Raw genomic sequence first — 16,099 nt, forward strand, 5'->3', positions numbered from 1 at the left:
CCTTCTCCTCCTAATGTTACGTTTCTTTGATCGATACTGGATGGAGCAGACTTTTTAAATAAAGCATCAGGGCATCATACTGCATTCGAGTGTTTGCTTTTTCAGGACCTATTGTGATGTAGTGGGTCATAATTCCCTCTTGAAAGGATGCAGCGAGTCTGGAGATATCCATGATGTCCATGACAGGTGAGAACTCTTCACGTTCCACACCGATCCGAAGCAGCTCCGCAAATAGTGCGATTCCCTTTTCATATCGTTCAAGAAGCAGCTTGTGGCGTGGCTCATCCCGCCACCCTACCAGAAAGTACTCATAGAACGCAGGCATCAATCCTCCGTGGGGAGAGCGATGGAGCTCCTGCAACTGCTGGGAATAAAGTGTAGTCACCATTTCCCATATGGAGGAAGAGGACTCCATTAGCTGATTGATATACTGTTCATAATCCGCATCCTGATAATCCAGTAAAGCCTCGAAAATATCCTCTTTGGTCTGATAATACAAGTAAATCCAGCCTCGACTCATTCCGGTTTCCTGAATGATATCCTTTAACGTCGCCGCGCCATAACCCTTTTCGGTAAACACCCGCTTAGCTGCTTCAAGTATTTGCAGATTTCTCCGTTCTTTTTGAGTATCTGTTAGTCTGGGTGACATTTCACCACTTCCTTCCCGTTTCATCAAAATGAACCTCATGTCATTTTAATAATAATGACACAAAGTTCATTTTGCAATAGAAAATAAAATAATCAAGACGAGAGAACTTCCAGGTGCTATATGATGCAGCGCACGTATATCAAATGGATGCTGTAGTTTAGTCCAATTCCTTACCTCTTCAAATTAAATTAACAGATTGAATAGTTGTGTACATTATTAAACAAATCGGACTTATTTAATAATTGTAGATGTTATGATCTTGTTTATAATAATATACATATGGTCATTAATTAGTTTGTGTGCATTTTTATAGCTCAACTAGTCTAGCAAAATGAATGCACCAAAACACAAGATACAAATAGGAAGCAGGAGATCAATTTTTATGGAAAAACAGAAATCATTATTCATCTTTATATTAACCATAGGTGTCTTCGGTATTTTAAATACTGAAATGGGTATCGTGGGAATATTACCTTTAGTGGCTGATCACTTTCATATCAGTGTATCCAAAGCTGGCTTACTAGTTAGTCTCTTTGCCATTGCTGTTGCAATATCTGGTCCTACGTTGCCGTTATTGTTCTCGGGTTTTAATCGCAAGAAGGTCATGTTGCTGGTACTTGGTGTTTTTGTGCTGGGGAATATGGTGTCCATATTTGCGACAAACTTCAACGTAGCCTTAATAGCCCGCGTCATTCCTGCTTTTTTACACCCGGTTTATGTCTCTATCGCTTTGACAGCGGCAGCAGCCTCAGTTAGCAGGGAAGACGCCCCAAGAGCGACTTCCAAAGTATTTAAGGGAGTAACGGGGGGGATGGTACTTGGGGCACCTATCTCAAGTTTTATTGGTAGCAGTACTTCAATCGAGATGGCCATGATATTTTTTACGATCGTGAACGCTATCGCATTCATTGCTGTGCTCCTGTTTGTACCCTCGATGCCTGTTCAGGAAAGGCTATCTTATGGATCGCAATTAAGTGTATTAAAAAAATCAATAACTTGGTTATCCATTGTTGGTGTCATTTTTATTAATGCAGCGATGTATGGCGTGAGCAGTTATCTGGCGGAGTACCTTGAAACCATTACGAATGTAAATGGGGGCACAATTAGTTTAATGTTATTCATATTTGGCGGGGCAAGTATATTAGGAAACATTGTCGCAGGCAAAGTGCTTACTACGAATCCCTTGAAATCTGTAGCCTTGTTCCCATTTATCTTGGGAGTGGTATACATTGTATTATTCTTAATGGGAGAGTTCACTGGACCCATGGCTTTCATTGTTTTTGTTTTTGGAATAATGGTTGCTGTAGGAAATAACATTAGTCAATACTGGATCACATCAGCAGCACCGGAAGCCCCCGAATTTTCGAATGGATTGTTTCTAGCATCCGGTAATTTGGGGGTAGCTACAGGCACATCTGTTGGAGGACTCGTTATTTCAGGAATGGGTACACAGTACGTCGTATTAGGCGGACTCCTGTTCTTGATATTGAGTTTAGTCTTTATTTTACTGAGGAACTCCTTGCATATTACTCATCCAACTGGAAATTCTTCAACGAATATGTAGTCATTTGCATGTTTTTGGCGTAGTCGATTTGAAAAATACAGGAATATATCACGTTTAATACGTAATCAAAGGCAATTTGTGATGAAAATGTACCGATCTTTGCATGTTTTGTTTCGTCATTCGGCACCTGGATACAGATCGTACTCATTTTGGCCAACTCACTTTGATGATTAGCGGTAATCGTGATAAATGGAATTTTTTCGCGAGAGAAATGTTGGGCTGCCTTTAGGAAAATGGGCGATTTTTCATGGTAGGTCAAAAAAATGGCGCAATCCTGTGCCGTAAGATTTATAGTGTGGTAAGCCCATTCGGACAGCTCTGTTGTGATCACGACGTATTTATTGATTTTAATCAGTTTATTCTGAAAGCTCTTCGCGCGGATTTGAGAATCCCCCAACGCATAGATGAAGATTCGTTTCGCCTGATCCAGCAAATGGGCTGCTTCTGTTAGAGAGGCTTCATCCATAAAAGCAAAGTTTTTCTCAATCGTTTCTTTCATTAGTTCAGCAATATCTTTTGCCACCTGAAGTGAAGATTCACCAAGTGCGAACGGATAATTGGGATCAATATTGGAGATGTTCTGAGCATCCTGCTGAAACTCTCGGGCAAGCTTAATGCTGAACTCCTTAAACCCTGAAAGTCCAAGCTTATGAGTTAAGCGGTTGATGGCAGAATGTGAGGTGTATGTAGCTTTGGCAAGCTCTTGAATATTCAAGTGAAGCATTAGCTCCTTATGAGTCAGAATATAAGAAGCGATGCTTTTTTCATTTGGTGTAAAGTGGTTCATGTCTGTTAATTGGGTCAATATTTTCAACAGGTTCACCCCGGATTCATTGAAATAACGTTGATGTAGAGCGTCCAGTAAACATTTTGTTTAAAAAGAGGGCATCTGAAATCCGAATTATTGGTCAAATGTACCGTAATTTCTTCAAAGCTCCTCCGGAGGATTTTCTTCTTCTATAATAAATGAAAAAGAGCCTAAGGGGGAATTCATATGTTAACCATCGGTTACATTGGCAATGGCAAAAGTACAAATCGTTATCATCTTCCTTTTTCATTGAATCGGGATCATTTGAAAGTAAAAACGATATATGCCCGTCATCCGGAGAAAACAGAATGGGTGAAAGCTCCTGGTGTTCTGTATACAGATGATCTTGCAGCTTTAATGAATGACGATGACATTCAGTTGGTCGTGGTCTGTACACATACCGAATCCCATTATGAGTATGCAAAGATGGCACTCGATCATGGAAAACATGTACTTGTTGAAAAACCTTTTATGCTGACCAAAGAAGAAGCCGAATCCATTTTCCAGTACGCCAAAGAAAAAAATCTCTTGATTCAATGTTATCAGAACCGACGATATGATTCGGATTTTCTGACGACCAAGAAAGTGATTGAGTCAGGAAAGCTTGGCGATTTGCTGGAAGTGGAGATGCATTACGATTATTATCGACCGGAGATCCCCAATGCTACCACCCATTTTTCCAAATACAAAAGTTATTTATACGGGCACGGTGTTCACACCATTGATCAGGTATTATCCTATTTCGGGCAACCGCACAAGATACATTACGATGTTCGTCAATTGCTGGGTCCTGGCAGAATGAATGATTATTTCGATCTGGACTTTTATTACGCTTCGCTGAAAGTATCAGTCAAATCTAGCTTTTTCCGCTTAAAGCCCCGCCCGAGTTTTGTAGTATACGGCAAAAAGGGAGTATTCGTAAAACAAACTGAGGATCGTCAAGAGGAACATCTGAAGTTATTTTACCTTCCCAAAGGACATCCCGATTTTGGTAAGGATTTGCCTCAGCACTATGGCGTACTGACGTATCTGGATGACGCAGGAATATACCATGAAGAAAAAGTGATCTCTGAACAAGGCGATTATGCAAGAGTGTATGACGATATCTATGAAGCCATCAACCATGGCAAAGAAAAAGTGATTCAAGACAAAGAAACGATCGCGGTTATGGAAATATTAGAAAAAGGTATGGAGGAGTGTAACTAATATGAATCTGGGAATTGTCGGAGCCGGAATGATTGTATGGGATCTATTAAGCTTTATTCATGAAATTCCTGCGATTACGTTGGAGGCCATATGTTCCAGACCTGCTCATCTGGATAAATTGCTGACTCTGCAAGAGCAGTATGGAATTGCTCGAATACATTCAGAATATAGCGAAATGATTGCAAATGATGAAGTGGATACGATCTATATCGGACTTCCAAATCATCTTCATTATGCATATGCCAAAGAAGCGTTATTGGGCGGCAAACATGTTATCTGTGAGAAGCCGTTCACTTCCAACCTGCAAGAATTTCTTGAACTTAAAGAGATTGCACGGGAAAAACAGCTGGTGTTGGTTGAAGCCATCACAAACCAATATTTGAAGAACTATTTGTCCATGAAGGAGAATCTGCGCAAACTGGGTGACATCAAAATTGTGGAGTGTAACTATTCCCAATATTCATCCCGCTATGCGGCTTTTCAGGCTGGAGAAGTGCTGCCGGCATTTAATCCGGAAATGTCTGGTGGAGCCTTGATGGATATTAATTTGTATAATATTCATCTGGTCGTAGGGCTTTTCGGAAGCCCGAAGAAGGTGGAATACTGGGCCAACATGGAACGCGGGATTGACACTTCAGGCATGTTGCTTTTGGACTACGGTGAGTTCAAGTGTGTTTGCATAGGCTCCAAAGACAGCACAGCCCCCAATGCAATGAACATCCAGGGGAATAAAGGATATATCCATATGACGAGCTCGGCCAACAAATGTGAATCCTTTGATCTTGCGCTTCATAAGGAAACGCCGATTCGGGTAGATGATAAGGATCATCCTCATCGCATGTATGACGAGTTTGTAGAATTCGAGCGTATGATTCGTGAACAAGATTTGGAGAAAGTCACAGTTATGCTTGAGCATAGCGAGAAGGTGATGGATGTTATTGAACAAGCCAAACAGTCCGCAAATCTTATATTTGGACCTGATCGATAATATATTCTGAAATTCCAGTATGATTGTATCTTTTTGTGCATTTCCCAAGATGACTGTGTTAAAATGCGGTGAAAGATATAAAAATTCATGTGTCAGTGAACCAATAACAGTCTTCTTGGGGAGTATTTAATGATAACGATTAAAGATGTAGCAAAGTTAGCGGGTGTCGCGAGTTCAACCGTATCCTATGTACTCAACGGCAAAAAACATGTAAGTGAGCAGACAAGACAGAAAGTACTTGCAGCAGCAAGTGAGCTTAATTACATCAAGCATGGAGCCGCATCCGAATTAAAGCGAAAAAACACACAAACGATTGGTGTTATTGTTCATGATATGTCCGTCCCCTATTTTTCCGACTTGGTGAGTGGAATTGAATCCAGCGCCATAAGTCAGGGATACGACCTGATCGTATGCAGTTCTTTAGGCGGAGAGCGATCGACAGCCGCACGCTTTATCAGAGAGAGAAGGCTGGACGGCGTGATTGTAATCGCTGAAAATATTGAAGATGAGTTGTTGTTGCAGGCTGCTGAAACGGGATTTCCTATTGTTGTGATGGACCGGGAACTCCATAGTGAGCATATTGTAAATGTTCTGATGGATGATGAGCAGGGTGGTTATATGGCAACCCGTTTCCTTCTGGATAAAGGTCACCGCGCAATAGCCTACATTAGTGGACCTTTAAGTTCGGATTGTAATCTGATGCGATATCAGGGTTATCTGAGAGCTATGCATGAAGCTGGGGTGGAAGAAAATGAGAATTGGAGACTTGGCGGCCAATTTCTGAAAACAGGTGGCTACAACGCAGCCAAGTTGCTAATGGAGGGAGAGCTTCCAACGGCAGTCTTTTTTGCGAATGATGAAATGGCCATTGGTGGCTTAGAGGCTTTTAAAGAACACCAGGTTTCCATACCCGAAGATCTATCCATTATTGGATTTGATAACATACATGTAACCGAATACTTAAATCCACCTCTTACGACTTTTCGACAACCCAAAACAGATGCAGGCTCCTTTGCTGGACATGTACTCATTCAAATGTTAAAAGGAGAAGCTGTTGAGTCTACTTATAGGATCAATATACAGTGTGTCGAGCGTGACTCTGTTTCGCAGATGATCCTTTCTGAAGGATGAGTGCACATACATTTTCAATGACCACCCTTACAGCCCTAATCACGGGCTGTTTTTCTTTTTAATACGAAATTATACTCGTAGACCTTCTGAGACTGTAAAAAAGGTATATAGTCTCATTCAAATGGACATCATTCCAAAAGCATTGATTTCCGTTTCCTGTTATTTTATTATTAAAAGCTAAAAAGGCGGGACTATCCATGTCCATGAGAAACGGAAAGATAATCAAAGCACCACAAGAGCTGGAACGTGCACCAGACAAGCAAGGAAGCTTAAAACAGAATGGGTTATCCGTTATTCAATTCTGTTTGCATACACAGGGGACAACAGGTTCATTTTTTCTGAAAGATCACATGTTGTTGTTCGTTATATCAGGTGTGTATACGGTCCGATTCAAGGATCAGGAGTACACTGTGCGCAGTGATGAAATGGTGTTTCTTCACAAATCGATTCGTATTGATTACATAAAGTCGGGTGAACCCGGCTCTGAATTTATGCTGGATTATATGATGTTTTTCCTGAATGAAAGTATGCTCGAAGAGTTTGTTCAGTTTTCTGGCTTCAAACAGACAAATAGCGTGAATGAAATCACTCCGGTGTCCATTATTCCGGTCAATGAACTCACTCGCTCTTATATAGCGTCATTGAAACCCTATTTCGAAAATCCAGACAAGGTACAAGATGGACTGATCCGGCTTAAATTCATGGAACTTCTGTTTCATCTGGCGCAAGCCAATGAACAATTCTTACATCAACTACTGCAACCGAATCATAATCAAAACAGTAACTTCGGCAAAATAATGGAGGAGAATATCACGAATCCCATCTCCATAAGCGATTTGGCTTATTTGTCCGGCAGAAGCCTGTCTACCTTCAAGAGGGATTTTCAGACGCTATACCACACTTCACCCTTGAAGTGGATTCGTAATCAGAGGCTGGACAAAGCCAAGAAACTGTTGGCCGAGACGTCTCTGTCCGTCACCGACGTCTGTTTCTCAACAGGTTTCGAAAACGTTGCCCATTTTTCCAAAGTGTTTAAGCTACAGTTCGGGCTTCCGCCCTCGGAGTTTAGACAGCAATGCAAACGAAGCGAGGGAAAAACAACATAAAGCCAGCTTAATCGGTCCATACTTTAAGTATAAGTGACTATGTACCACTGTTGAGTAAAGCGCTTCGCGATAAAATATCGTGAAACGCTTTTTTTTCATTATTTGAGACAAATGAGCTAAATAAACAAATCTAATGAGCTTAGCAGCAAAGAAATGCATCTATTTTCTTGTTATTCTTGACACATGCGTTACAACGTTGTCTCAACCTAAATGTCTGAGGAGGATTAACCAATGGAATATGTGAAATTAGGAAATACAGGCATGGATGTATCTCGACTTTGCCTTGGTTGCATGGGATTTGGTGAACCAGGACGTGGTTTTCATCAATGGGTGTTGGATGAAGAGAATAGTCGTCCCGTCATTCAGAAAGCGTTGGAGCTAGGCATTAATTTCTTTGATACAGCAAATGTATATGCTGGCGGAACAAGTGAGGAGATTCTGGGTCGGGCTCTCAAGGACTATGCTAATCGAGATGAAATTGTCCTTGCGACAAAAGTGTTTTCCCGCATGCATGATGGTCCGAATGGCGCTGGACTTTCTCGAAAGGCAATTATGAGTGAGATCGACAAGAGCCTCAAGAGGCTGGGAACGGACTATGTGGATCTGTATCAAATTCACCGCTGGGACAACCATACCCCTATTGAAGAGACCATGGAAGCATTACATGATGTGGTGAAGGCAGGGAAGGCAAGATATATTGGTGCTTCTGCCATGTCAGCATGGCAATTTCAAAAGGCTTTATATGTCGCTGAGAGAAATGGATGGACCCGCTTTGTATCGATGCAGAACCACTATAACCTGATCTACCGTGAAGAGGAAAGAGAAATGATGCCTCTTTGTCAGGAAGAGAAAATCGGTGTAATTCCTTACAGTCCACTTGCTTCTGGCCGGTTGACCAGAGATTGGCAGGAAACAACACAACGTTCCGAAACGGATCAGGTTCAAAAGGCAAAATACGATGCGACAGCCAGCACCGATCGATTGGTAGTAGAGCGAGTTGCAGAAATCGCAGAAAAACGCGGCGTTCCCCGGGTACAAATCGCTCTTGCCTGGTTGCTGCACAAGAATCCGGTTACAGCTCCGATTATTGGCGCTACGAAGACATCCCATCTCGAAAATGCAGCTGAAGCTATATCGATTGCGTTAACATCAGAAGAAATGGCTTGTTTGGAAGAGCCGTATGTGCCTCATCCGGTATTTGGACTTAATGTTGGATTTAGCTCATAAGGTCCCATACGTTCTCAGGTGTTGTTTCTAACACATGACTGATGTCTGCATAATTCAAATAATTGCGATGGAGTTTATCTTTGATAAACTCCATTTTTGTGATATATATATTCCTATCTATAGGCCTCGAGAAATATTGAATTTAGCAAAGAGGAAGTAGCGCACAGGATTTCTAAATTAATATAAGAAGGTGTCTTTTTGACTCTAAATATAGTTAACAGCGAGGTGCACAGCCTCTTTGATCAATTTACCGATCTGATTCAAGGACAAACCCGGCTTCAGACATGGGAGCAGCATATTACGATTCCACACGAAATGGGCCAAGGAAGCATCCACAGAACACGAATCCGTCCTGGTATGGAAATTGTTATAACCGATGTGACCTATGTCCAGGATATGAAACTTCGTATTCAGGAGGCTTGTCCGTTATTTGAGATAAGTTATTGTCTTAATGGCGATATCTATTGTGAGTGGGAAGGAAAGGAAAGCTATACCCATCATTGGACAGGCAACGTGTTATTTTTCGAGGATGAATTGGTATATGAAGAGAAAAAAGCGGACGTCCGGCATCATATGCTTGAAATTCGCTTATCCCCGCAGGAACTGTTGTATTATGCGGCAGATCTAACCGAGGAACAGAAAATGCAATCCTGGCTGCAGCGATATAAAGGGAACATTGATAACTATCCCAATACACCGGAGATTCATCGATGTGTTTCGAATATGTTGAATTGCACGTATAATGGAGCTTTGAAAAGGTTGTACATGGAGAGCAAATCCATGGAATTGATTGCTTTGTTTGGTGAAGTAGAAGGGTATCAGGCGCTGAATGAAAAAAGCTTCCTGAGCCGAGATGATCTGGCGAATCTTGATTATGCCAGGGAATTGGTTATTCGCCATTTTGAACAACCCTTATCCATTCAGGAGCTGTCCAGAAAGGTCGGGCTCAATGAATTCAAGCTTAAAAAGGGGTTTCGCGAACGCTTTGGCATGACTGTATTTGAGCTGGTACGCAAGCAAAGAATGGAAATGGCGCTTTATTATATGGAAGTACAGCGAATGAATGTCGGAGAAGCGGCGGTATCCGTTGGCTACAGTAATGTCAGTAATTTTGCGACAGCCTTTCGTAAGATTTATGGATATAACCCCAGTGAGCACCTCAAAATGTTACCTTAGCGAGATATAAAAACCGATTAGGGCAATTCAGAAGGAATTTCAGACATGACGATCATGTCGAAATTCCTTTTTTTATTTTTGCCCGCGCTCCTTTTATAGGGATAGAAAATCCCTTTGCAGGTAGATCCTCTCTTACCAATAACTGATAATTATTATCAATTGGAGAAGGATAGGAGAGGATCATGATCATGCATAAATCAACTGCAACAGCTACAAGAGAAGTATACACGGCACCTCAGGTGGACCCGCGCCGCTGGATGGCTTTAGTCCTGATTTTATTGCCAACGCTGCTGATTTCGCTGAACAATTACATGATTCAGGTGGCTCTTCCTATGATGCAGTCCAGCATAAAAGCAAGCTTTGGCGAGGCCCAGCTTATTTTTTCTGGATATTCGTTAGGGCTTGCAGTTGCATTGATTCTGGGTGGGAAAATGGGCGATTTATATGGTCGAAAACGTATGTTATGGATTGGCGTATTGGGCTTCACCCTGATGGGGCTGCTCGGAAGCGTAGGTTCTAATCCAACGCTGCTCATTGTCATTCGCATCATCCAGGGTTTATCGGCAGCGATGATCCAACCCCAGGTTTTGTCGATTATACAGAGCAGCTTTCCGGCTAGCGAAAAAGGGTTTGTTTTTGCCATCTATGGTGCCGTTATCGGTGTAGGTTTTACACTTGGGATCATATTAGGTGGCATATTAGTGGACTGGAACCTGTTCAATCTTGGCTGGAGGATCGTTTTTCTATTTAATGTGCCTATAGGATTGCTTGTACTAGCAGGGCTCCACATCATTCCCGAATCACGGGGACATTACAAGCAGAGTATTGACTGGCTCGGCACTGCTATGATCATGCTTGGCTTGCTTATGCTCATTTATCCGTTGACGATTGGGCAAAAACTAGGATGGCCGATATGGACTTGGGGCTGTGTGTTTGGTTCACTCTTGCTACAAGTTCTATTCGTTCTTCGGCAGAAACGGAGGGAAGAGGAAGGACGCACGCCGTTAATGGAGCTATCCATATTCAAAATTGACTCGTTTCGGATCGGTATTATCACAGAAATCGTTGTATATCTGAGCATGTTCTCTTTTTTCTTCATCTTAAATTATTATGTTCAGGCGGGATTACAATTCGATGTTCAATCAACCAGTCTTGTTTTTTTGCCACTAGGCCTTGGATTTTTCGCCACTTCATTATTATCTTCGCGGATGGTGAAAAGGTGGGGAGAAACGGTATTGAAAGCAGGGACACTTACCATGGGTGGAAGTATATTTTTGCTGATGTGGTCTTTGCATGCCGACGCCGTTCATTTGTTCCAGTTCCACAATATATTGATTCTCTTGGTGTACGGGCTTGGTCTGGGCATGGCCACAACGCCGCTCGCCAATACAATCTTGAATCGCGTGCCAACGGCCTCGGCAGGAACCGGATCGGGGCTGTTCACAACCTTTATGTATTTGGCGAACACATTGGGTGTGGCAATGATCAGCATTTTGTTTTCTGCCGCACTGCGCTCGCCCCTTGCCGATGCCGGCCTTGGGGATTATGTAAGAGCTTTTTCCATTTCAAGCGCCGCGAGCGGCGTACTTGCCTTTGCTGCTTGTGGCTGCATTTACCTGTTAAAAGAAAAGTGATGTAATTGCATCAGACTAATTCTTTCATTGATTTTTGATCTCATTACTCGAATTCCGAAAACTCTTAGGCGTTTGGTTTTGCTGTTTTTTGAAAGACTGAATGAAGTTATTTACATGGTTAAAACCAACCCTATGAGCTATTTCGGTTACTGTATAATCGGTTGAAGTTAATAACTCCATGCTTTTCTTGATCCGGTACTTAATTAAATAATCATACGGTGTCATATGAATGGTCTTCTTAAAACTCCGGGTGCACTCCGAGATGCTTAGATGTGCTGTATCAGCAATTTCTTGCAGTGTGATATTCATTGAATACTGTTGATGGATAAAGCTAAGCATGAGTTGAAGGCGCTCTTGCTGAAGCTTTACATATTTGGGCGCCTCCTCGGAGGGAAGAATAATATTATGAATCAAAATTAACCACAATTGTACGATTTTGATCGAAACCTCATATTCCCATCCCCACTTTTTTTTCATATCAAATCTCTTTTTCATATCCCATAACATATCTAGCACAATCTGTTGCCATTCTACATCGCCCTTGATTACCAGCGACACCAGTGAAGAGTCTGTATAAGGTAAGACATAATTTTTCTCCATGGCACTATCTGCGTAGAATGCTAACAGCTTTTCAGGGAAATTAAAACTCACATATTGACCGTTGTGAGTCAGATGTGTTGTAACATGCAAGACTCCTTTATTAATTAGGATAGCTTGACCTGCCAGTAACTCATGATCAACACCGTTTACCTGTATAACCAACCTTCCTTGAGTAACCAATGTAATCTGTAGTTCCTCATGCCAATGCAAGTCATTAAATCCCCTACCTTCAGGAATAATTTTCTCGGAATTAGCTGTGTACATAATGTATGGAAATGAAGCATCAGGGAAAAGAATCGTCTCGTGAAGCTGCTTTGACATTTAAATGCATCCTTTCAAATGATGATATTTATATATAATATAGCGATATTATTACACAATTAAAATATTAACGATGATATTATTATATCCAATCTTTGTTTTATCACTATAATCCTGTGCACAGAATTTGGATAGAACATGTTGAAGGAGTAAGTATGAAAATGAATAAATCGTTGTATCCGCCTCATCCGTATCTGTTACTTTTTATCAGCATTTTGTCCATCTCGATCTCTTCCATATTGATAAAGTCCTCAGAGACACCAACCTCTGTAGCTGGGATGTACAGATTGTTCATAACTGTAATACTAATGCTTCCTTTTGTTCCTTGGAAAAGTCTTCGAAACCTTAAGATGAGCAAAAAAGATTGGAGTGTTGTATTGTTAGCGGGGCTATTTCTCGGGTTACATTTCTTATTCTGGATGGAGTCATTGGTGCATACCTCCGTTGCAAGTTCCATGGTCATTTTATCGTTGCAGCCCTTATTTGTAATGGTCGGGTCATACTTCATCTTCAAGGAACGAGCAAACATGGTTACCATTCTATGCTTGGCCACTGCTCTTGCAGGATCAGTCATTATCGCATGGGGCGACATCGGGGTGTCAAGAGAGGCACTGATCGGAGATGGATTATCTTTATTAGGTACAATCTCGGTTTCGGCATATATGCTTGCTGGACAAAAAGTAAGTCATAAAATCGATGCAAATGTGTACAGCGTTATTGTTTTCTTCCTTGCGGGAAGTGTTTTGCTTATCTACAGTCTATTCAATCATATCTCCCTGACCGGATATAACACTTCAGATTGGATGTATTTCTTGTTGCTTGCCATAATCCCAACCATTTTTGGACAATTACTTATTAATCTATTATTGAAATCTTTAGGCGCAACGACTGTATCTGTGGGTATTATCGGAGAGCCTGTTCTTGCCATCATACTCGCCTTTGTATTCCTGGGTGAAACCATCTCTCTGTTTCAGTTTATAGGCGGGATGATGACTGTAATCGGCATGGGGGTGTATTTCTGGGCAAAATCCTGGCGATGCACCGTTTCTGAAGTTCAAACTTGACCTGAATTTACAGGAACTATTCTAACCATAAAACAAGTAGAAGAGGAGAATATATATATGGCTACCATTGATGATTTTTTGAAACTGGATATCCGTATCGGAACCGTTACTAAAGCTGAGTTTTTTGCAGAAGCGAAAGTACCTGCGATCAAACTTGAGATTGATTTTGGAGAAGAGATTGGAATAAAAAAGTCCAGTGCACAAATTACTAAAAGATATGCAGCCGAGAAACTGATCGGTAAACAAGTCATAGGGATAGTCAACTTTCCGCCGCGCCGGATAGCCGGGTTTAAATCAGAAGTATTGGTTCTGGGAGGAATACCCGAAAAAGGGGATGTCGTTCTGTTAAAACCAGATATCGAGCTGCCTGACGGAACTCCGATTGGATAATAGCTCGTTTTGTCATATTGGCGTAACAGACAACGGGTAAGATGGCTATCGAGGTGATTGATCATGAAGAGAATATCAGCCAAATCGAGTTGGCCAATCGGAAGAAATGTTTTTCTCTCGGCGGCCATTTTGGTTGCACTAGCTGGATGCAGTTCTAACTCTGCTTCTCCAAAGCCATTGGAGATTTCAGGGATGAACAGCAGTCAGGAGGAGAAGGAGGATGTTCCTTCGGAGAAAATGAGCTACTGGAATGAACAGCGAAAAGGGACCAATTTTATGAACTCCACATCTCTTCCTGACAACTATGAAGCAGCCAAGGAACAGGGCATAGAGTTCGTCCGGCTTGCGCCCGATAAGTGGAGTAAGGATCGAGATTTTTTGTTTAACGACAAGCCAGATGCCAATATCAATGCAGATTTTTTGATAGGCAGCTCGGATAAGTACGAAGGTATCGTGGAAGCGGATTTTGCCCGACTCAAAGCGGATCTGGACGCCGCCGAGGCTAAAGAGATGAAAGTGATTATTACGGTGCTCAGCTTACCGGGAGATCGCTGGCGGCAGTTTAATGGGGCCAAAAATGATGATCGGATCTGGAATGATACTGAATATCACAAGCAGGCCGCTCAGTTTTGGAAGGATCTTGCACAACGATTGAAGAATCATCCTGCCGTCATCGGCTATAACCTGATTAATGAGCCTCATCCGGAAACGGGTACGGGTTTTCATGACTTCTGGACGCAGGACTATTCCGATTGGTATGCCAAAGTGGAACATACCACAGCTGATCTGAATTCACTCTATGACACGATAACCAAAGAGATCAGGACGGTAGACCAGACAACTCCCATCATTCTGGATTCGGGGCTCTACGCAACACCTTGGGCCTTTACGTATTTGAAGCCGATTGATGATCCTAACGTGCTGTATGCTTTTCACATGTATGAGCCTTATGAGATGACAAGCCAGAACAAGAAAAAAGGATTTACGTATTCTTATCCGGGGAGCGTAAAGGTTGGAGATGATGAGAGGGAAAAAGAATTTAACCGTCAGGCCCTGAAACAATTTGTCGAGCCTGTCGCCAAGTGGGCATCCGATCATAACATACCTGCAAACCGGATTATAGCTTCCGAATTCGGGACGAATCGAATGGTTCAAGGTGCAGATCGCTACATGTCGGATCTGATATCTATCTTTAATGAATACGGATGGCATTGGGCTTTCTATGCATTTCGTGAAGATACCTGGGATGGGATGGACTATGAATTAGGTAGCGAGAAGCCTAACTGGAAGTATTGGGATGCCATTGAAAAAGGAGAGCATCCATTACGCGGTACGGTAGACAATCCGATTTGGAATGAGATCAAGGAAAGCCTGACGAAGTGAAATGGAGAAAGATCACCGTTATATTCTTGCTTGTTCTTCTAGGGATTGGCTGTTATGCGAGGGAGATTGAACCTAAAGCTCTGGCAGTAACTCACCTGGATATCGTCAATGAATTCGTGCCAATATCTATGAATGGAATTCAAATCGTGCAATTTTCTGACACCCACTTGGGTCCCGATTATTCGGTGAATCAGCTTCAATCCTTAGTTAATCGTATGAATCGTCTGAAGCCAGATATCGTAGTGTTTACTGGAGATTTAATCGATCATTACACACACTTTGGCTCGGAAAATAGAAAGAGAGCGCAACGAGTGTTAGCGAAAATAAATGCACCTCTCGGAAAATATGCGGTTTACGGAAATCATGACAGGGGAGGAGGCGGAAGCCAAAAGTACAAGCAATACATGGATGACGCGGGGTTTAGCGTACTGGTCAATGAGGTACACGCTATCCGTACTACCACAGGGGATAAAATAAACATAGCCGGACTCGATGATTTTTTGCTTGGAAAGCCGCAAGTTAAGCGTACGCTGCAATCGCTCCGTAAACAGGATTTCAACCTGCTACTCGTCCATGAACCGGATGTTGCGGACCAATTGAGCGCATATCCGATTGACCTGCAGCTGTCCGGCCATAGCCATGGAGGGCAGGTCAGAATTCCTTTGATCAAACCGCTTATTACAACTGCATTAGCTCACAAATATGTCGCAGGACTATACTCCTTGCAAGGCAAAAGCAATCCGCTAAAGCTATATGTCAATCGAGGAATCGGAACCACCCGAATGCCTCTGCGCTTCTTCGCAAAACCCGAGTTAACCGTGATTCGTTTGATTGCCGCTGTAAGCTGATGTT

15 protein-coding genes are annotated in these 16,099 nt (G+C 42.2%); 12 read left to right on the forward strand and 3 right to left on the reverse strand.

Features of this window, described 5'->3' with window-relative positions; translation table 11 throughout:
* Positions 1–16: 16 nt before the first annotated feature.
* A complete protein-coding gene (locus ACDJ58_RS13865; RefSeq protein WP_413378820.1) occupies positions 17–673 on the reverse strand; it encodes a TetR family transcriptional regulator in 657 nt (218 codons plus the stop codon).
* A 358-nt stretch (positions 674–1,031) separates the two neighbouring features.
* Here ACDJ58_RS13865 and ACDJ58_RS13870 point away from each other — a divergent pair, with 358 nt between their 5' ends.
* Positions 1,032–2,213: an MFS transporter gene (locus ACDJ58_RS13870; RefSeq protein WP_413378822.1), complete on the forward strand. Its 1,182-nt coding sequence runs from the start codon at positions 1,032–1,034 to the stop codon at positions 2,211–2,213.
* Here the strand turns inward: ACDJ58_RS13870 and ACDJ58_RS13875 are convergent.
* Positions 2,176–3,027: a MurR/RpiR family transcriptional regulator gene (locus ACDJ58_RS13875; protein ID WP_090897933.1), complete on the reverse strand. Its 852-nt coding sequence runs from the start codon at positions 3,025–3,027 to the stop codon at positions 2,176–2,178. The genes ACDJ58_RS13870 and ACDJ58_RS13875 overlap by 38 nt on opposite strands.
* Positions 3,028–3,207: 180 nt before the next feature.
* Between ACDJ58_RS13875 and ACDJ58_RS13880 the strand changes: the two genes are divergently transcribed.
* The 7 genes from ACDJ58_RS13880 (at position 3,208) to ACDJ58_RS13910 (ending at position 11,489) form a co-directional block, all read left to right on the forward strand.
* Positions 3,208–4,227 carry a Gfo/Idh/MocA family oxidoreductase gene (locus tag ACDJ58_RS13880; protein ID WP_413378824.1) on the forward strand — a complete coding sequence of 340 codons (1,020 nt, stop codon included), beginning with the start codon at positions 3,208–3,210 and terminating at the stop codon, positions 4,225–4,227.
* Between the two features lies 1 nt (position 4,228).
* A complete protein-coding gene (locus tag ACDJ58_RS13885) occupies positions 4,229–5,215 on the forward strand; it encodes a Gfo/Idh/MocA family protein (RefSeq protein WP_413378826.1) in 987 nt (328 codons plus the stop codon).
* 129 nt (positions 5,216–5,344) lie between these two features.
* Positions 5,345–6,346 (forward strand): LacI family DNA-binding transcriptional regulator, encoded by a 1,002-nt coding sequence (locus ACDJ58_RS13890; protein WP_413378828.1) that lies wholly within the window; start codon positions 5,345–5,347, stop codon positions 6,344–6,346.
* 197 nt (positions 6,347–6,543) lie between these two features.
* Positions 6,544–7,452: a helix-turn-helix domain-containing protein gene (locus ACDJ58_RS13895; RefSeq protein WP_413378830.1), complete on the forward strand. Its 909-nt coding sequence runs from the start codon at positions 6,544–6,546 to the stop codon at positions 7,450–7,452.
* A 231-nt stretch (positions 7,453–7,683) separates the two neighbouring features.
* Complete coding sequence (locus tag ACDJ58_RS13900) at positions 7,684–8,679, forward strand: aldo/keto reductase (RefSeq protein WP_413378832.1); 996 nt, start codon at positions 7,684–7,686, stop codon at positions 8,677–8,679.
* A 198-nt stretch (positions 8,680–8,877) separates the two neighbouring features.
* Positions 8,878–9,855 (forward strand): helix-turn-helix transcriptional regulator, encoded by a 978-nt coding sequence (locus ACDJ58_RS13905; RefSeq protein WP_413378834.1) that lies wholly within the window; start codon positions 8,878–8,880, stop codon positions 9,853–9,855.
* A 188-nt stretch (positions 9,856–10,043) separates the two neighbouring features.
* On the forward strand, positions 10,044–11,489 hold the full coding sequence (locus ACDJ58_RS13910; RefSeq protein WP_413378836.1) for an MFS transporter: 1,446 nt from the start codon (positions 10,044–10,046) through the stop codon (positions 11,487–11,489).
* 24 nt (positions 11,490–11,513) lie between these two features.
* On the opposite strand, the gene ACDJ58_RS13915 is transcribed toward ACDJ58_RS13910, so the two are convergent.
* Positions 11,514–12,410, reverse strand: coding sequence for an AraC family transcriptional regulator (locus ACDJ58_RS13915; RefSeq protein ID WP_413378838.1), 897 nt, complete (start codon positions 12,408–12,410; stop codon positions 11,514–11,516).
* Positions 12,411–12,565: 155 nt separating this feature from the next.
* Between ACDJ58_RS13915 and ACDJ58_RS13920 the strand changes: the two genes are divergently transcribed.
* The 4 genes from ACDJ58_RS13920 to ACDJ58_RS13935 all read left to right on the forward strand — a co-directional run bounded on the left by ACDJ58_RS13920 (position 12,566) and on the right by ACDJ58_RS13935 (position 16,095).
* Positions 12,566–13,474, forward strand: coding sequence for a DMT family transporter (locus tag ACDJ58_RS13920; protein WP_413378840.1), 909 nt, complete (start codon positions 12,566–12,568; stop codon positions 13,472–13,474).
* Positions 13,475–13,531: 57 nt separating this feature from the next.
* The gene (csaA, locus tag ACDJ58_RS13925) at positions 13,532–13,864 is read left to right on the forward strand and encodes a chaperone CsaA (RefSeq protein ID WP_413378842.1); all 333 of its coding nucleotides are present in this window, start codon (positions 13,532–13,534) and stop codon (positions 13,862–13,864) included.
* 192 nt (positions 13,865–14,056) lie between these two features.
* Positions 14,057–15,247, forward strand: coding sequence for a glycoside hydrolase family 5 protein (locus ACDJ58_RS13930; RefSeq protein ID WP_413379663.1), 1,191 nt, complete (start codon positions 14,057–14,059; stop codon positions 15,245–15,247).
* Positions 15,244–16,095: a metallophosphoesterase gene (locus ACDJ58_RS13935; protein ID WP_413378844.1), complete on the forward strand. Its 852-nt coding sequence runs from the start codon at positions 15,244–15,246 to the stop codon at positions 16,093–16,095. Before ACDJ58_RS13930 ends, ACDJ58_RS13935 begins: the two co-directional genes overlap by 4 nt.
* Positions 16,096–16,099: the final 4 nt, after the last annotated feature.

The sequence above is a fragment of the Paenibacillus taichungensis genome, from assembly GCF_047302525.1.
In the GTDB taxonomy this organism is placed as follows: Bacteria; Bacillota; Bacilli; order Paenibacillales; family Paenibacillaceae; genus Paenibacillus; species Paenibacillus taichungensis_B.

Bases quoted from the DNA above. Each gene is read 5' to 3' on its own strand.
- ACDJ58_RS13900 (WP_413378832.1), top strand. From the start codon at position 7,684: ATGGAATATGTGAAATTAGGAAATACAGGCATGGATGTATCTCGACTT.
- ACDJ58_RS13915 (WP_413378838.1), bottom strand. From the start codon at position 12,410: ATGTCAAAGCAGCTTCACGAGACGATTCTTTTCCCTGATGCTTCATTT.
- ACDJ58_RS13910 (WP_413378836.1), top strand. From the start codon at position 10,044: ATGCATAAATCAACTGCAACAGCTACAAGAGAAGTATACACGGCACCT.
- ACDJ58_RS13920 (WP_413378840.1), top strand. From the start codon at position 12,566: ATGAAAATGAATAAATCGTTGTATCCGCCTCATCCGTATCTGTTACTT.
- ACDJ58_RS13890 (WP_413378828.1), top strand. From the start codon at position 5,345: ATGATAACGATTAAAGATGTAGCAAAGTTAGCGGGTGTCGCGAGTTCA.
- ACDJ58_RS13885 (WP_413378826.1), top strand. From the start codon at position 4,229: ATGAATCTGGGAATTGTCGGAGCCGGAATGATTGTATGGGATCTATTA.
- csaA (WP_413378842.1), top strand. From the start codon at position 13,532: ATGGCTACCATTGATGATTTTTTGAAACTGGATATCCGTATCGGAACC.
- ACDJ58_RS13880 (WP_413378824.1), top strand. From the start codon at position 3,208: ATGTTAACCATCGGTTACATTGGCAATGGCAAAAGTACAAATCGTTAT.
- ACDJ58_RS13930 (WP_413379663.1), top strand. From the start codon at position 14,057: ATGAACAGCAGTCAGGAGGAGAAGGAGGATGTTCCTTCGGAGAAAATG.
- ACDJ58_RS13870 (WP_413378822.1), top strand. From the start codon at position 1,032: ATGGAAAAACAGAAATCATTATTCATCTTTATATTAACCATAGGTGTC.
- ACDJ58_RS13895 (WP_413378830.1), top strand. From the start codon at position 6,544: ATGTCCATGAGAAACGGAAAGATAATCAAAGCACCACAAGAGCTGGAA.
- ACDJ58_RS13865 (WP_413378820.1), bottom strand. From the start codon at position 673: ATGAAACGGGAAGGAAGTGGTGAAATGTCACCCAGACTAACAGATACT.